Raw genomic sequence first — 14,553 nt, forward strand, 5'->3', positions numbered from 1 at the left:
TACAATGATAGCTGCCACCTCCGATATTATTTTTTGGGACCGTTTCCAGCAGGGCGATGCCACTGCATTTGAAATGCTCTTTAACCAGCAATGGGAGCCACTGATGCGCTACGCCTGTAGCATCATTGAGGATCATGCCCTGGTGCAGGACGTGCTGCAGAATTTTTTCATAGAGCTGTGGCAGAAGCGTACCACCCTGCCCCGGCCGGAAAGTGTACAGGCGTTCCTGGTATTTATGTTGCGCCACCGCCTGCTCAATGCGCTGCGCAGTGAAGACATCCGCAGCCGCCATGAGCAGGGCTTTGCAAAACTGGTGGACCAGGAAGAAGGTCATACCGCCAGCCAGTTGTATATGAAGGAAGTATATGCGCAGCTGCATCATTATGTAGACAGCCTGCCCCCGCGCATGCGCCAGGTCTTTTATATGCACCGCATGGAACATAAGACCGTGGCTGAAATAGCCTCCCTGCTCAATGCCTCTGAACAGACCATCCGTAACCAGCTTAATACCGCCACCAAGCGCCTGCGGTTGCAACTGAAGTCGTCCTTCCTGACCCTCTTCCTCTAACCATTATTACCAAATTGTTAACTCGCCCTGCCGGATAGTTACACCGTCTTTCAAAAGTGACTACTTCATGAAAAGCGAAGTAAGATTTTGGACAAGTCATCACTATTATCCCTTATTGAAAAGTACAAAGCCGGTGAATGCAGCGCCGAAGAGATCGTGCTGTTGCATACCTGGATGGAACAACTGGCGGCGGGTAGCCAGCCGGTACTCCTGCCCGAAAATGCGCGCCAGGCCGTGAAGGACCACGTAATGGCGCATCTTCATATCAAAGAAAAACCGGTTAAGATCTTCTCACTGCGTAAATGGGTGGCGGCCGCTGTGCTGCTGCCCTTTATCGGTGTAACCAGCTGGTACCTGCTGAAACCCGCTCCCGTACAGTGGTTGAGCATTAGTACAAACGCACAGGAAGTAAGATCTGTACAGCTGCCGGATGGCAGTACTGCCTGGCTCTATGCCGGCACCACCCTGGAATACCCCGCACAGTTCACCGGCAGGGAACGCCTGGTGAAGATAAAAGGGGAGGCCTTCTTTGACGTGCAACCTGCGCCAGACCAGCCTTTCATAGTAGCCGACCATCAATTGAGCATAAAAGTACTGGGCACCAGTTTTAACGTGCGCCATTGGAAAGAAGAGCCCCTGAAAGTAATGGTGGCCACCGGTAAAGTACAGGTACAATATGATAAGATGACACTGGGTGTACTGCAGGCCAGCCAGAAACTCACTTACAACCCGCTTACTAACCGGCTGCTGCTGGATAGTGCCAGCGCCGTGGAAGCAAAAGGTTTTGTGAACGGGGAAATGGTGTGCAGCAATGTATCCCTGCGGGAAGTACTTACTGAGCTGGAAGCCTTTTATGGCGTGCATTTCAGGAACATGCCCGCGGAGCAGGGCCGCTTTAATGTGCACTTCAATGAGCACATGAACCTGGAAGACAAACTGAATATCCTGGAGAAGATCAGCATCACACCTGCCATCCGTTTTGTACCGGCAGGAGACCGCACGTACCTCGTGCGCACCACCACACATCCGTAAGTTGGCGGAAAAAAAGTGCATACCACACAAAAAAGATACGGGTACCCGACCCGCAAAAGCGCTGGCGGCGAGGGACCTCCTAAAAGTTCATTCAAAATCACACACAACAATGCGATCTAACACCAGTAGAAAGGCGGTGCTGATGTTGCTTTTGGCAACTACGCCTTTTGCACAAAGTTTTGCTGCATTCACCCAGGCACTTAAAAGCGTGGTGCCCGTATTTGAAGTTAAAAAGCAATCGCTGACCACCGCGGTAAATGCATTGGAGAAAAAAGCCGGCGTACGTTTTTCTTATGACCAGCGTGCATTGGAAGGCTTCACCGTGCAGCATGCCGCGTGGAAGAATGAGCCCGTGTCCACCATCCTGGACGGCTTACTGCAGAAAACAGGCCTGCAGTATGAAGAGCGGCAGAACACGATCATCATCTTTCCCGTTAGCCCGGAAACATCCAATGTAGCAGCGGCTCCCGGCCATGAGGTAACGGGCCGTGTGCTGGACGATAACGGCCCTGTGGCAGGTGCTACCATCAAAATAAAGAACACAAACAAGGGGACTACTTCCGACATTACCGGCTCCTTTCGCGTAGAAGTGAGTGGGGAAAAGGCAGTACTGGTGATCTCCATGATCGGCTACCAGACCCGCGAAGTGGAAGTGACCGGCGATGCGCCCATCAGCGTGCGCCTGCAGGTAAAAGGAGAGGACCTCAACCAGCTGGTAGTGGTGGGTTATACTTCCCAGCAGCGTTCTAAGCTCACCGGTGCTATTTCCGAAGTGAAGATGGACCAGCTGAGCTCCCGCTCTGTAAGCAGCGTGGAAGAAGCCATGCAGGGCAAAGTGGCCGGCGTTACCATAACCAGCGAAGGGGGTGATCCTACTTCCACACCGCACGTGTACATTCACGGCCTGGGTGGTATCAACGGCCAGTCGCCGCTGTACATCGTGGACGGCTCTGTGTACTATGCAGAGTCTGTACCCACGATCAACCCCAACGAAATTGAAAGCATGACCGTGCTGAAAGACGCATCTGCGGCCATTTACGGCGCACGCGCCGGTGGTGGGGTGATCCTTATCACCACCAAGAAAGGCAAGGCCGGTAATGCGGTGATCAACCTCGATGCCAAGTATGGCTACCAGAACGCCTGGAAAAAACTGAAAACGCTCAATGCAAAACAGTTTGCCGACGTGGAGAACCTGGCGGCAGATAACGCTGGTAAGCAACGCAGCCCGGCATTTGACATCAACCAGAACCCGGATGCTTACACTACCCGCACCAACTGGATGGATGAAATTTTCCGTACCGGTAAGATCCAGGATTACAATGGCAGCATCAGCGGTGGCAATGAAAAGTCTAAATACTTCATGGGCTTTGGCTACCGCAAAACAGACGCTATCCTGCTCAATACTTACGGCCAGCGTTATAATTTCCGCCTCAATTCCGATCACCAGCTGAAGCCCTGGCTGAAGTTTGGTGAAACCATGAGCTACAGCTCCACGGATGGCAATGGTGCAGAAACACAAAGCGATTATACCGGTGCTATCATCGCCGCTATTTTCTACCCGCCATCCATCCGCCCTTACCAGCCCGATGGCAGCTTTAGTGGCCTGCCCCTGGAGTTTGCGGGCAATTATGGCGATGAGATCAACCCCGTGGCCTACCTGCGCCGCCTGGACCTGCGCCAGCCCAGTAATAAGCTGTTTGTGAACCCTTACCTGGATGTGCACTTCCTGAAGAACTTCACCTTCCGTTCCAACCTGGCAGTGACCAAGATCAATGGCACCTTCAAACAGTTCACGCCCCGTGTACCGGAGATCGGCAAGATCTTCCTGGGCAATACGCTGGTGCAGGCACAGAGCAATACTTCGGACCTGCTGGCAGAACAGACACTGACCTACGAAAAGCATTTGGGTAAACACTACATCAATGCAGTAGGTGGTTATTCCTGGGATAGCTGGAAGCAGGAATACTTCCAGGTTACGGCATCTACTTTTGATGACGAACGTTATGAATACCGCTACCTGCAGAACGGCGCCCTGGTGCTCACTGATCCCGGTGCTACTTACGGTAGCCTGAAACAAACGGCCATCGAATCCTTCTTTGCACGCGCCAACTATGATTATGACGGCCGCTTCCTGGTAAATGCACTGGCCCGCCGCGATGGTAGCTCCCGTGTAGGTGCTGCGCAGCGTTTTGAAACCTACTATGCCGGGTCTATTGGCTGGCAGATGAAAAAAGAAGCCTTCCTGCATGATGTGGAATGGTTATCCAACCTGAAGCCCCGCGCCAGCTACGGTACCCTGGGCGACCTGGGCTCCCTGCCGGAAAATGCATTGGACATCCCCCTGAGCCGCACCGTTACCTACATGGGCCCTGATGCTACGCCGGTATATGGCTACGCCGTAGATGCCGTATCAAACCCGGGGATCCGCTGGGCCAAGTCAAAACAGTTTGACGCCGGCCTGGACCTGGGCTTCTTTGCCAACCGCCTTACTTTTTCCGGCGACTGGTACCACAAGAACACCGACCGTATGCTGTATAAGCAGCCCGCCACCAGCGCGGATGGCGTAAGCACCGGCCCCTGGGTGAATGGGGGCAATACCGTGGATAAAGGATTTGACCTGGCCCTGGGCTTTAACGGTAATCCCAAAGGTGATTTCCAGTACAGTGTAACAGCTACTGCATCCAAGATCGTGAACAAGCTGGAAGGCCTGCCCGGTGGCGTTACCACGCAACCCATTGGTGAGAACATCCGCAGCACCCTCAATCCCCTGCTGAACCAGGTGGGCAGCCCGCTGTACAGCTACTACCTTGTAAAAACAGCCGGCATTTTCCAGAGCCAGAAAGAAATAGACAGCTATGTAGGTAAAGATGGTACGCCCATCCAGCCGAATGCAAAACCCGGCGACCTGAAATTCATTGATTTTAATGGCGATGGTAAGATCGATAATAACGACCGCCAGGTACTGGGCAGTGCACTGCCTAAATTCTCTTATGGCGTGAGCTTTAACGCCAGCTATAAAGGTTTTGACCTGAACCTGTTTGTGCAGGGCGTGAAAGGCAACCGCCTGTTCAACGCCGTGAAGTTTACCGGCCTTAATGCAAGCACCGGCCAGGGTTACAACATGCTCGCAGACATTCTCAACGCATGGAGCCCTGAGCATACTAATACGAACATTCCACGCGTTTCCGCCAGCGATGCCAATGGTAATTTCAATACCAACTCCGACTGGTACCTGGAAGACGGCTCTTACCTGCGCATGAAGAACGTGACCCTGGGCTACACCCTGCCGGCACGCCTCACCACCCGCGCAGGCCTGAACCTGGTGCGCCTGTATGTTACATCCAACAACCTGTTCACCATCACGAAGTACAGCGGCATGGACCCGGAAGTAGGCATGGACCACTACGGCATTGACGCGGGCCGCTACCCGCAATCCCGCACCTTCCTGCTGGGCCTGAACGTAAACTTCTAAACCGAACGCGTAATTACACATGAAAAAGTATACCATCATAGCAAGCCTGCTGGCCGCCACCACACTGCTGGGCGCGTGCAATAAGCAACTGGATATTACCCCCCAGGGTTCTCCCACTTCTACGAACTTCTGGAAAACACAGAACGATGCCATCAGCGGCGCTAACGCCATGTATGACCAGTTTGACAACGAAGACTTTTACGGTCGCGGTTTCTTCTGGTTTATCAATGCCAGTGATGACATGGTAACCGGCCGCGTGAAAGCGGAGGGAGACAACATCAAGAACTTCAATTCTTCGTTTATTGGTGGCAGTTATACCGAAGGCCAGTGGAAAATGCGTTACATCGTGATCAAGCGCGCAAACGATGTGATCAAGAATGTACCAAACATCCAGATGGATGAAACGCTGAAGAAGCGCATCCTGGGCGAAGCCTACTTCCTGGAAGGCCTGATGTATTTCCAGCTGGCATCCAATTATGGCAATGATAAAGCCGGTGTGCCCATCATTGACCGTAACTCCACGGCTACCGGCGTAGTAACGCCCCGCGCCAAGAACGTGGCGGAAAACTATGCCTACATTGCCCAGGAACTGAAACTGGCCGCGGCCAACCTGCCTTATTTTGATACCTATGCCAAAGAAGACTGGGGCCGCCCGCACAAAACAGCAGCTTATGCCTTCCTGTCAAAGATGTACCTGTATGCAAAGGATTATCCCAATGCAGCAGCCTATGCAGACTCCGTGATCCTGAGCGGCAAGCACCACCTGTTAGACAACTTTGCCGATGTGTTCAAGATCGCCAATAACTGGTCTGCGGAGTACATCTGGTCTGTAACCAGCAATGGTTCCACGCAGAATGGCTATGGCAGCATCCTGCCGGGCGTAATGCTGGAGAACAAGGGTTGGGGCCTGTACAATGGCTGGGGTTATTACATGCCCACCATGGAGCTGTACAAAGCTTACGAAGCGGGCGACAAACGCCGCGAAGCCACTATCCTGAAGCCCGGTGATTCCCTCACTTACTTCGGCAAGCGCATTGCCTATCAATCGGTGAACAGCCTTTCCGGTTTCCAGTTCAATAAGTACATGGAGCCTTTCTCTTATGCCAATCCTATTGGCACCATCATCAGCTCTAATGGCGACCACCCGGCTACTAACCTGAACGTGCCGCTGATCCGCTATGCAGAAGTACTGCTCATTAAGGCAGAAGCCATGATCATGCAGGGTAAGAACGGAGATGCAGAGATCAACCTGGTGCGCAAACGTGCCGGCCTGCCGCCCGTAACCAACGCCGGTATGGACGAGTTGAAGAAACAACGCCGCTGCGAACTGGCCGGTGAGTTTGCAGACCGCCACCGCGACCTGGTACGCTGGGGCGATGCACAGGCCGCATATGCCCTGCCCCTGCACGGTGCTAAAAATGAAGTGGTATGGCCAGCCCGCACCTTCAAGCCGGACGTGCACAACGTGTGGCCGGTGCCCCAGCAGGAGATCGACAACAGTCATGGTGTGATCACCCAGAACCAGGGTTGGTAATTTAAATTTTAGGTTAAACATAGCCCGGTGGTCATTACACCACTAGCGCGGTGGAAATATATTTTTGTATTTTTCCCGCCTGGTGTGCAATGGCCACCGGTGTTTTTAAAAAGGAGATCATGAAAAAACAAGTGGCGGCACTCTTACTGGCCGCAATGGGCGCTATACCGGCGGCAATGGCCCAGCGCACGTATTCTATGATGAATGCGCACTCGCACAATGACTATGAACGCAGCAAACCCTTTTATGAAGCCGTGATGGTGCATTTCGGATCTGTGGAAGCAGACGTGCACCTGAAAGACGGGAAACTGTACGTGGCCCACGACGCCAAAGACATTGACACCGCGCGTACTTTTGACCGCCTGTACGTGCAGCCCATCATCCGCCAATTTGCCGTGAACCACGGCAGGCCTTATGAAAACGACGACAGCCTGCAACTGCTCATAGACCTGAAAACCGCGGGCCCTGCCACCCTGGCCGCTGTGCAACAGGCGCTGGTACCTTACCGTAAATACTTTGACCGCAGCGTAAATCCCTATGCCGTAAAAGTGGTGATCTCCGGCAACAAGCCCACACCCGCGCATTGGGATGAATACGACAAACTGTTTTTCTTTGATGGCGATTATACCCAAACCTACACGCCCGCACAGCATGCCCGCATAGACATGGTGAGCGTGGACTTTGGCCGCTTCAGCAACTGGAATGGCAAAGGCACCATGGTACCTGCGCAACTGGCAAAAGTAAAAGGCCTGGTGGATAAGATGCACGCCGCCGGCTTCCGCTTCCGCTACTGGGGCGCACCTTCCACGCCCAGCACGTATTACAAGCTAATGGAAATAGGCGTGGACTGGATAGGTTCTGACCACCCGGAAGAACTGTACGGCATCCTGCACGGCTACAAACAAAACACCGTGGCAAACCTGCCCGTGCATGCAATCTACCAGCCCACCTACGCCAGCGATGCTACCGGTGTAAAGTCTAAGAACGTGATCTTCATGATCGGTGATGGCACCGGCCTGGCGCAGCAATTTGCCGGCGCTACTGCCAACCACGGACAGCTGAACCTCTTTACCATGAAGCAGATAGGCCTGTCCGAAACACAAAGTGCAGATGACTATGATACCGATTCTGCCGCCGGCGCCACCGCTTTTGCCACCGGGCAGAAAACCAATAACCGCGTCCTGGGCATGGATAAAACCTACACCGCCATTCCCAACCTGGCGGATACGCTGGTGCGCAGCCATATTAAAAACGGTGTGCTGGTAACGGAAGAGATCAGCGGGGCCACGCCCGCAGCCTTCTATGCCCACACACCAGACCGCGACAGTGTACGCACCCTCATGCGCCAGCTAGTCAATAATGCTAACATGCAGCTGGCGGTAGGCAGCGGTATGGATGACCTGGAAGCCACGCTGGGAAAGGGTTTGAAAGACACCCTGTCCGCAAAGAACATCACCTTGTTCCATAACATCAATGACTGGGCCACTGACCAGCAAGGCCGCACCCTGGTGCTGCTGCGCAATAACGATCTGAAGTCCATGACGGAAGGCCGCGGCAATTATTTAGTAACGGCACTCAAAAAGGCACTGGCTCAACTGGATGCATCCGGCCACGGATTTTTCCTGATGGTAGAAGGTTCCCTCATTGATGTGGGAGGTCACAAGAACAACCTGCAATACCTCGTCAGCGAAATGCTGGATTTTGATGAAGCCATTGGCGAAGCCCTGAAATTTGCCGATGCAGACGGTCACACGACGGTGATCGTTACTGCAGATCACGAGACCAGCGGCCTGGCCCTCATGGATGGCAAGATCAGCGAAGGCCGCCTCACTGCCCACTTCAGCACCAACGACCACACCGGCATCCCGGTACCGGTATTTGCCTACGGCCCCGGTAGTGCCCTGTTCCGTGGCGTGTACCAGAATAATGAGATTTACTTCAGGATATTGGATTGTTTTTTTAAGTAAATCGTACAACGTACAACGTACAGCGTACAACGTACAGCGTACAACGTACAGCGTACAACGTACATTAGTCTTTAGTAATAAAAAGGCCGCATCTGGTTAGGATGCGGCCTTTCAAGTCTTGTATGTATACGATGATCAATGAAGGGGAAAAAGTACGTTGTACGCTGTACGTTGTACGCTGTACGTTGTACGTTGTACGCTGTACATGGAATCACAAAAACCCCAACTCCAGCTTCGCCTCTTCGCTCATCATTTCCTTATTCCATGGTGGATCAAAGGTAAGGTGCACATGGGTATCGGTCACGCCTTCAAGGGCATTCACCTTTTCTTCCACTTCGCGCACAATGTCGCCGGCTACGGGGCAGGCAGGGGCGGTAAGGGTCATGGTCACTTTTACTTTGCCATCGGCTTCCGCGGTCACGTCATATACCAGGCCCAGTTCCCAGATGTTTACGGGGATCTCGGGATCAAATACCGTTTTTAGTACGGCCTCTATCCGGTCTCTTAAAGGTTCACTCATCGTTTTAAACTTTTATGGCTCAAGATGCGCTACCCGCCTTGTTCTGGTAAGCCAGCGCGTACAGTTTCATCTGTTTCAGCATAGACAGCAGCCCGTTGGAGCGGGTGGGCGAGAGGTGGGTGCTCAGGCCTATCTTGTCTATAAAATACAGGTCTGCATCCAGTATTTCCTTGGGGGTGTGGTTAGAGAGCACAGCCACCATAAGGCTTACCAGCCCTTTGGTGATCACCGCATCACTATCCGCGGTAAATACCAGCCTGCCGTCCACCACATCCGTATGCAGCCACACCTGGCTCTGGCAACCCTTGATCAGGTTCTCCGGTGTTTTGTACTGCGGGTCTATGAGGGGCAGGTTTTTGCCCAGGGAAATAATGTGCTCGTATTTATCCATCCATTCATCAAAGAAAGAAAAATCCGATATGAGCTCGTCCTGTATTTCGTTGATCGTCATTGCGTATATCCGTTAGCGTTAGTAAGGAAATTAACTGAGCATGGCGGCGGCCCTTTTTACGCCGGCCACCAGCGTATCAATTTCCGCCTTGGTATTGTACAACCCAAAAGAGGCGCGCACCGTACCAGGTATTTTAAAGAAATCCATGATTGGTTCCGTGCAGTGGTGGCCCGTGCGTACCGCAATGCCCTGCTTGTCCAGCAGCTCGCCCAGGTCGTACGGGTGAATGTCTTTCACCAGGAAAGAGATCGCACCGGCGCGGTTTTTAGCCTGACCTATGAAGCGGATGCCTTCCACTTCACCCAGTTTTTCCAGGCCGTATTGCATCAGCTCATGTTCCCATGCGCCAATGTTGGCCACGCCAATGCTTTCCACGTACTTCACGGCCGCGCCCAGGCCTATGCCACCGGAAATGTCCGGGGTACCGGCTTCAAATTTATAGGGCAGTTCGTTGTAAGTGGTCTTGGCAAAGGTGACTGTTTTTATCATATCGCCACCGCCCTGGTATGGAGGCAGTTTGTCCAGCCATTCACTTTTCCCATACAGCACGCCTATGCCGGTAGGTCCATATAGTTTGTGGCCGGAGAAAGCCAGGAAGTCCACGTCCAGGGCCTGTACGTCTACTGCCATGTGCTGGATGGCCTGTGCACCGTCCAGCAGCACGGGAATGCCTTTGGCGTGGGCCAGGCGGATAATGTCCTGCACAGGGTTCACTGTACCCAGTGTATTCGATACGTAGGTGCAGGCAACGATCTTCACACTGTCGTCCAGCAGCTTTTCGTAAGCGTCCATATCCAGTTCCCCCTTGTCGCTTACGGGGATCACACGCAGGCTGGCTTCGCGCTCTTCGCACATGATCTGCCAGGGCACTATATTGGAGTGGTGCTCTATGGCGGAGATCACCACGCTGTCGCCTTTGCGCACCAGCTTGCGGCCCACCACGTTGGCCACCAGGTTTATGCTGTCTGTAGTGCCTTTGGTGAAGATCACTTCATGGCTTTGGGCGGCATTGATATAGCGGGCTATGATGCGGCGGGCTTCTTCATACGCCTCGGTGGCCACCTGGGAGAGGTGGTGCACACCACGGTGCACGTTGCTGTTGTAGCCCGTGTAGTAATCCTGCAGGGTTTGCAGCACGGCCGTTGGCTTCTGCGTGGTAGCGGCGCTGTCAAAGTATACCAGCGGCTTGCCGTACACGGTTTGCCGCAGGATGGGAAAGTCCTGGCGCAGGCGCTCTACGTCGTATGCGAGGGGAGTAGTGGCTGTGGGAGCTGTGAGCATAAAAAAAGCTTTTAGCGGTCGGCTTTTAGTGGTCAGCCTTTGGCTGCTAACTACTATTCGCTAACGGCTAAAAGCTAATAGCTAAAAGCTAATGTGCTTAGTTAATTGTGATCGATTGTTCGATATGCGACACGATGTAATCCTGGATGGCCGGGATCTTTACGTCGTCGGTAATATCGTAGGCAAAGGCGCCTACCAGCATGTTGCGGGCGGCGTCACGGCCTATACCGCGGCTGCGCAGGTAGAACAGGGCTTCTTCGTTGAACTGGCCCACGGTAAAGCCATGGCTGCACTTCACATCGTCTGCATAAATTTCCAGTTGGGGCTGGGAATTGATGTTGGCGTCTGCGCTGAGCAGCAGGTTGTTGTTCTGCTGGAAAGCGTTGGTCTTTTGTGCGACCTGGTCCACGTGGATACGGCCGGTAAATACCGCCCTGGCTGTATCCAGCAGTACGCCCTTGTACAGTTCATTACTGTTACAGTGCGGCTGCAGGTGATCTACAAAAGTATGGTTGTCTACATGCTGGCTCTCGGTAGCTACCCACAGGCCACGCATGTTGGTCTCGGTGTAGCTGCCATGGAGGGCAATGCTCAGGTTATTGCGCGTGAGCGATGCAGCAGGGAGGGTGAAATTAAAGTGGTGGTAACGGCTGTACTGCTCCTGTTCCGTAGCGGTGTAGTGGATATAGCGGCCGTCTTTGGCAGCCATCTGCAGGTTGTAGTGGGAAAATTCTGCATTCTCTTTCACTACGCTTTCGGTAACGCCATTCACCAGTACAATGCCGTTCTCGCTCAGGTCCAGCACAGATTCCACGATCTCCAGCGCGGCATTGGTATGCACGATCCAGAGGTTGCGGGGCTGTACAAAAGCGTTTTCATTATTCGCCGTGTACACATTGATGAGGTGCACGGGTTTGTCTACGGTTACACCTTTGGCCACTTCAATGAACAGGCCTCCGGTAAAGAGGGCAGTGTTCAGGGCTACAAAAGGCTGGTCCTGTACGTGTACGTGCTGGCCCAGGTGTTCCTTTACCAGCGGGTGTTCCGCGGCTTCCGCCAGGGGCTGGATGGTAACGCCTTTGATGGCGGGGAGTACGGACAGTGCAGGATTAAAATGACCATTCACCATCACCACGCGGTAGGCGTCCAGGCCTACAATGGCGGCAGGGGCCAGTTGTGCGTCTGTGATAACCGCCGGGGCGGGGGAGAAGGTGAAAGCGTCTTTCAGGAAGGATTGCACGTTGGTGGAACGCCAGTCTTCCCATTTCAGCGTGGGGATGCCCATGGCCTTGAAGCGGCTGAAAGCAGCTTCGCGCAGGGGCATGAAATTGCCCGCTGTAGCGCCGAGGAAGCCCTGGTAGCCCTCCACGATGTAGTTATAGAATGGAGTGGATAACTCGTTTGTCATGATGCAGATTAAACAGATTCTTTCAGGTGATATGCTTCTTTCAGCCAGTCGTAGCCTTTTTCTTCGAGTTCCAGTGCCAGTTCTTTGGTACCGGTCTTCACGATTTGTCCGTTGTACAGTACGTGCACAAAGTCAGGCACGATGTACTCCAGCAGGCGCTGGTAGTGCGTAATCATCACGAAAGCGTTGTCGCTGTTTTTCAGTTTATTCACGCCATTGGAAACGATGCGCAGGGCGTCGATGTCCAGGCCGGAGTCTGTTTCATCCAGGATAGACAGTTTGGGCTCCAGCATAGCGAGCTGCAGGATTTCGTTGCGCTTCTTTTCACCGCCGGAAAAACCTTCGTTCAGGGAACGGTTCATCAGGTTGGCGTCAAAGCTTACCAGCTGTTGTTTTTCCTTGGTGTATTTCAGGAACTCGCGGGCTTCCATCGGCGGCAGGCCTTTGTGGGCGCGCATTTCGTTCACAGCAGTTTTGAGGAAGGTGATGTTGGACACACCGGGTATTTCTACCGGGTACTGGAATGCCAGGAACATGCCCGCGCGGGCGCGCTCTTCGGGTGCCATTTCCAGCAGGTCCTGTCCATCAAAAATTATTTCACCCTGCGTTACAGTGTAGCTTTCACGACCGGCCAGTACAGATGCCAGGGAGCTCTTGCCGGAGCCGTTGGGACCCATGATCGCATGGATCTCGCCGCGGTTAATTTCCAGGTTGATACCCTTCAGGATTTGCTTGCCTTCTACTTCCGCATGCAGGTTTCTAATTGATAACATAATACTTGTTTGTGCTTGTGTTTTTGCTTCATTAACCAACACTACCCTCGAGGGTAATGGATAACAATTTCTGTGCTTCTACCGCAAATTCCATCGGTAGCTGGTTCAGTACTTCCTTGGCATAACCGTTCACGATGAGGGCTACGGCCTTTTCAGTATCAATACCGCGTGCGTTCAGGTAGAAGATCTGGTCTTCCCCGATCTTGGAAGTGGTAGCTTCGTGTTCTACGGTAGCAGTATTATTACGGCTTTCTATGTAAGGGAAGGTGTGTGCGCCACACTGGTCACCGATCAGCAGGGAGTCGCACTGCGTAAAGTTCCTCGCAAACTGCGCTCTTGGTCCCACTCTTACCAGGCCGCGGTAGGTATTGTCGCCAAAGCCGGCGGAGATACCTTTGGAAATGATGCGGCTGCGGGTGTTCTTACCCAGGTGGATCATTTTGGTGCCGGTATCTGCGATCTGGCGCATGCGGGCCACGGCCACGGAGTAAAACTCACCCTGTGAGTCATCGCCCTGGAGAATTACGCTCGGGTATTTCCAGGTGATGGAAGAACCCGTTTCTACCTGTGTCCAGGAGATCTTGCTATGCGCGCCACGGCATATACCGCGCTTGGTTACAAAGTTGTAGATACCGCCTTTACCATCCTTGTCACCAGGGTACCAGTTTTGTACGGTAGAGTATTTTACTTCCGCGCGTTCCAGCGCCACGATTTCCACCACGGCTGCGTGCAGCTGGTTCTCATCGCGCTTGGGGGCGGTGCAACCTTCCAGGTAGCTCACATATGCATCGTCATCTGCAATGATGAGGGTACGTTCAAACTGGCCGGTGTTTTCGGCATTGATGCGGAAATAAGTGGAAAGTTCCATGGGGCTGCGTACGCCCTTGGGAATGTATACGAAAGAGCCGTCAGAGAACACGGCTGCGTTCAGTGCGGCAAAGATATTGTCGGAGTGCGGCACCACAGAGCCCAGGTATTGTTTTACCAGCTCGGGGTGTTCCTGTACGGCTTCGCCAAAGGAGCAGAAAATGATGCCGAGTTCCTTCAGCTTTTCCTTGTAGGTAGTGGCTACGGATACAGAGTCAAACACCGCGTCCACGGCCACGCCGCTCAGCAGTTTCTGTTCATTGAGGGGAATGCCCAGCTTTTCAAAAGTGGCTAGCAGCTCGGGGTCTACCTCGTCCAGGCTTTTGAGTTCTTTTTTCTTCTTGGGTGCAGCGTAATAAGAAATGCCCTGGAAGTCGATTTCCGGCATTTTGAAATGTTGCCAGTCAGGCATCTTCATTTTGAGGAAGGCAGCGTAAGCCTTCAGGCGCCATTGCAGCAGCCATTCAGGCTCGTTCTTCTTCGCAGAGATAAAACGAATGGTATCCTCATTCAGGCCCTTGGGCAGGATGTCCATTTCGATATCCGTAGTGAAGCCGAACTCATACTCCTTACTCGCAATGTCGTCGATGATATCGTTGCTATTTTTCATGTTCTCTTCTTGGAATCTTTAGCTCCGGCAAAATGGGCTGCCGGCTGGAACCAGGTGCGCCGCCATATAA

General features: G+C 53.2%; 11 protein-coding genes. 5 read left to right on the forward strand and 6 right to left on the reverse strand.

Annotated elements, in window-relative coordinates:
- The first annotated feature begins 4 nt into the window (after window positions 1-4).
- From DCC81_RS18735 to DCC81_RS18755, 5 genes are all read left to right on the forward strand, one after another.
- Window positions 5-568 (forward strand): RNA polymerase sigma-70 factor, encoded by a 564-nt coding sequence (locus DCC81_RS18735; RefSeq protein WP_108688100.1) that lies wholly within the window; start codon window positions 5-7, stop codon window positions 566-568.
- A gap of 87 nt (window positions 569-655) precedes the next feature.
- Window positions 656-1,600, forward strand: coding sequence for a FecR family protein (locus DCC81_RS18740; protein WP_108688101.1), 945 nt, complete (start codon window positions 656-658; stop codon window positions 1,598-1,600).
- 109 nt (window positions 1,601-1,709) lie between these two features.
- Window positions 1,710-5,072, forward strand: a complete 3,363-nt coding sequence (locus DCC81_RS18745; protein ID WP_108688102.1) for a TonB-dependent receptor — start codon at window positions 1,710-1,712, stop codon at window positions 5,070-5,072.
- A gap of 19 nt (window positions 5,073-5,091) precedes the next feature.
- Window positions 5,092-6,606: a RagB/SusD family nutrient uptake outer membrane protein gene (locus DCC81_RS18750; protein ID WP_108688103.1), complete on the forward strand. Its 1,515-nt coding sequence runs from the start codon at window positions 5,092-5,094 to the stop codon at window positions 6,604-6,606.
- Between the two features lie 119 nt (window positions 6,607-6,725).
- Window positions 6,726-8,573 carry an alkaline phosphatase gene (locus DCC81_RS18755; RefSeq protein WP_165806642.1) on the forward strand — a complete coding sequence of 616 codons (1,848 nt, stop codon included), beginning with the start codon at window positions 6,726-6,728 and terminating at the stop codon, window positions 8,571-8,573.
- Between the two features lie 211 nt (window positions 8,574-8,784).
- Here DCC81_RS18755 and DCC81_RS18760 read toward each other — a convergent pair whose 3' ends face one another.
- From DCC81_RS18760 to sufB, 6 genes are all read right to left on the reverse strand, one after another.
- Window positions 8,785-9,093: an iron-sulfur cluster assembly protein gene (locus tag DCC81_RS18760; protein WP_108688105.1), complete on the reverse strand. Its 309-nt coding sequence runs from the start codon at window positions 9,091-9,093 to the stop codon at window positions 8,785-8,787.
- Window positions 9,094-9,112: 19 nt separating this feature from the next.
- The gene (locus tag DCC81_RS18765; protein ID WP_108688106.1) at window positions 9,113-9,544 is read right to left on the reverse strand and encodes a SufE family protein; all 432 of its coding nucleotides are present in this window, start codon (window positions 9,542-9,544) and stop codon (window positions 9,113-9,115) included.
- 30 nt (window positions 9,545-9,574) lie between these two features.
- Complete coding sequence (locus tag DCC81_RS18770) at window positions 9,575-10,825, reverse strand: aminotransferase class V-fold PLP-dependent enzyme (protein ID WP_108688107.1); 1,251 nt, start codon at window positions 10,823-10,825, stop codon at window positions 9,575-9,577.
- A gap of 97 nt (window positions 10,826-10,922) precedes the next feature.
- Complete coding sequence (sufD, locus tag DCC81_RS18775; protein ID WP_108688108.1) at window positions 10,923-12,233, reverse strand: Fe-S cluster assembly protein SufD; 1,311 nt, start codon at window positions 12,231-12,233, stop codon at window positions 10,923-10,925.
- Window positions 12,234-12,241: 8 nt separating this feature from the next.
- Complete coding sequence (gene sufC, locus DCC81_RS18780; protein WP_108688321.1) at window positions 12,242-13,006, reverse strand: Fe-S cluster assembly ATPase SufC; 765 nt, start codon at window positions 13,004-13,006, stop codon at window positions 12,242-12,244.
- 31 nt (window positions 13,007-13,037) lie between these two features.
- Window positions 13,038-14,483 carry a Fe-S cluster assembly protein SufB gene (gene sufB, locus DCC81_RS18785; RefSeq protein ID WP_108688109.1) on the reverse strand — a complete coding sequence of 482 codons (1,446 nt, stop codon included), beginning with the start codon at window positions 14,481-14,483 and terminating at the stop codon, window positions 13,038-13,040.
- Window positions 14,484-14,553: the final 70 nt, after the last annotated feature.

This window comes from Chitinophaga parva (genome assembly GCF_003071345.1).
Classification (GTDB): domain Bacteria; phylum Bacteroidota; class Bacteroidia; order Chitinophagales; family Chitinophagaceae; genus Chitinophaga; species Chitinophaga parva.

Coding starts and splice junctions, on each gene's coding strand:
- sufD (WP_108688108.1), bottom strand. CDS start 12,233: ATGACAAACGAGTTATCCACTCCATTCTATAACTACATCGTGGAGGGC.
- sufC (WP_108688321.1), bottom strand. CDS start 13,006: ATGTTATCAATTAGAAACCTGCATGCGGAAGTAGAAGGCAAGCAAATC.
- DCC81_RS18765 (WP_108688106.1), bottom strand. CDS start 9,544: ATGACGATCAACGAAATACAGGACGAGCTCATATCGGATTTTTCTTTC.
- DCC81_RS18760 (WP_108688105.1), bottom strand. CDS start 9,093: ATGAGTGAACCTTTAAGAGACCGGATAGAGGCCGTACTAAAAACGGTA.
- DCC81_RS18745 (WP_108688102.1), top strand. CDS start 1,710: ATGCGATCTAACACCAGTAGAAAGGCGGTGCTGATGTTGCTTTTGGCA.
- DCC81_RS18750 (WP_108688103.1), top strand. CDS start 5,092: ATGAAAAAGTATACCATCATAGCAAGCCTGCTGGCCGCCACCACACTG.
- DCC81_RS18770 (WP_108688107.1), bottom strand. CDS start 10,825: ATGCTCACAGCTCCCACAGCCACTACTCCCCTCGCATACGACGTAGAG.
- DCC81_RS18735 (WP_108688100.1), top strand. CDS start 5: ATGATAGCTGCCACCTCCGATATTATTTTTTGGGACCGTTTCCAGCAG.
- sufB (WP_108688109.1), bottom strand. CDS start 14,483: ATGAAAAATAGCAACGATATCATCGACGACATTGCGAGTAAGGAGTAT.
- DCC81_RS18755 (WP_165806642.1), top strand. CDS start 6,726: ATGAAAAAACAAGTGGCGGCACTCTTACTGGCCGCAATGGGCGCTATA.